The sequence below is a fragment of the Dethiosulfatibacter sp. genome (genome assembly GCF_983023055.1).
The window spans coordinates 2,240-2,670 of the sequence record NZ_CEZJXU010000339.1 but is presented as its reverse complement, the minus strand read 5'-3'; the positions used below and the strand labels follow the sequence as shown (position 1 = coordinate 2,670).

Here is a 431-nt window from a genome sequence, read left to right as displayed (position 1 = left end):
CCTAAAGAATAAGGTTTTTACGCATAGCATCTGAAGAAATAACTGCCAAGGAGTAATTCTGAATGGAAGCAACTAGAAAAAGAACAGAATCAGAAATATTCGATGAGCTTTCTCAGTTATGTATTAGTCCAGGGTTTATTCATGTAATAACTGCTCTTTGTTTTAGAGATAATGTTTTTATTTATGAAGAAGATGCTTTCAAGCCAGAAGATATGTCCAGCCTGTATTCGTTTGATCGTCTTATTCGGACAGAGATTTCTACACTTATAGGGCTGATGATTAAGTCTGTTATTGACTTCAAGTTACCTGAACCAAGTGAAATTACCGATATGGCTAATCAAGCCTGCAGCCTCCTGAATGAAATACACTTCTCAATGGGCATATCTGAGGCTATAACTTTTTCTGAGAGTGGTGTGCTTGAGGGAATCAAG

Annotated in this window: 1 pseudogene; it reads left to right on the top strand. The window is 36.9% G+C overall.

Annotated features, from left to right (window positions below):
- Positions 1-62: 62 nt before the first annotated feature.
- Positions 63-431: pseudogene (locus AC3AX0_RS10665) on the top strand (hypothetical protein); the annotation flags it as partial.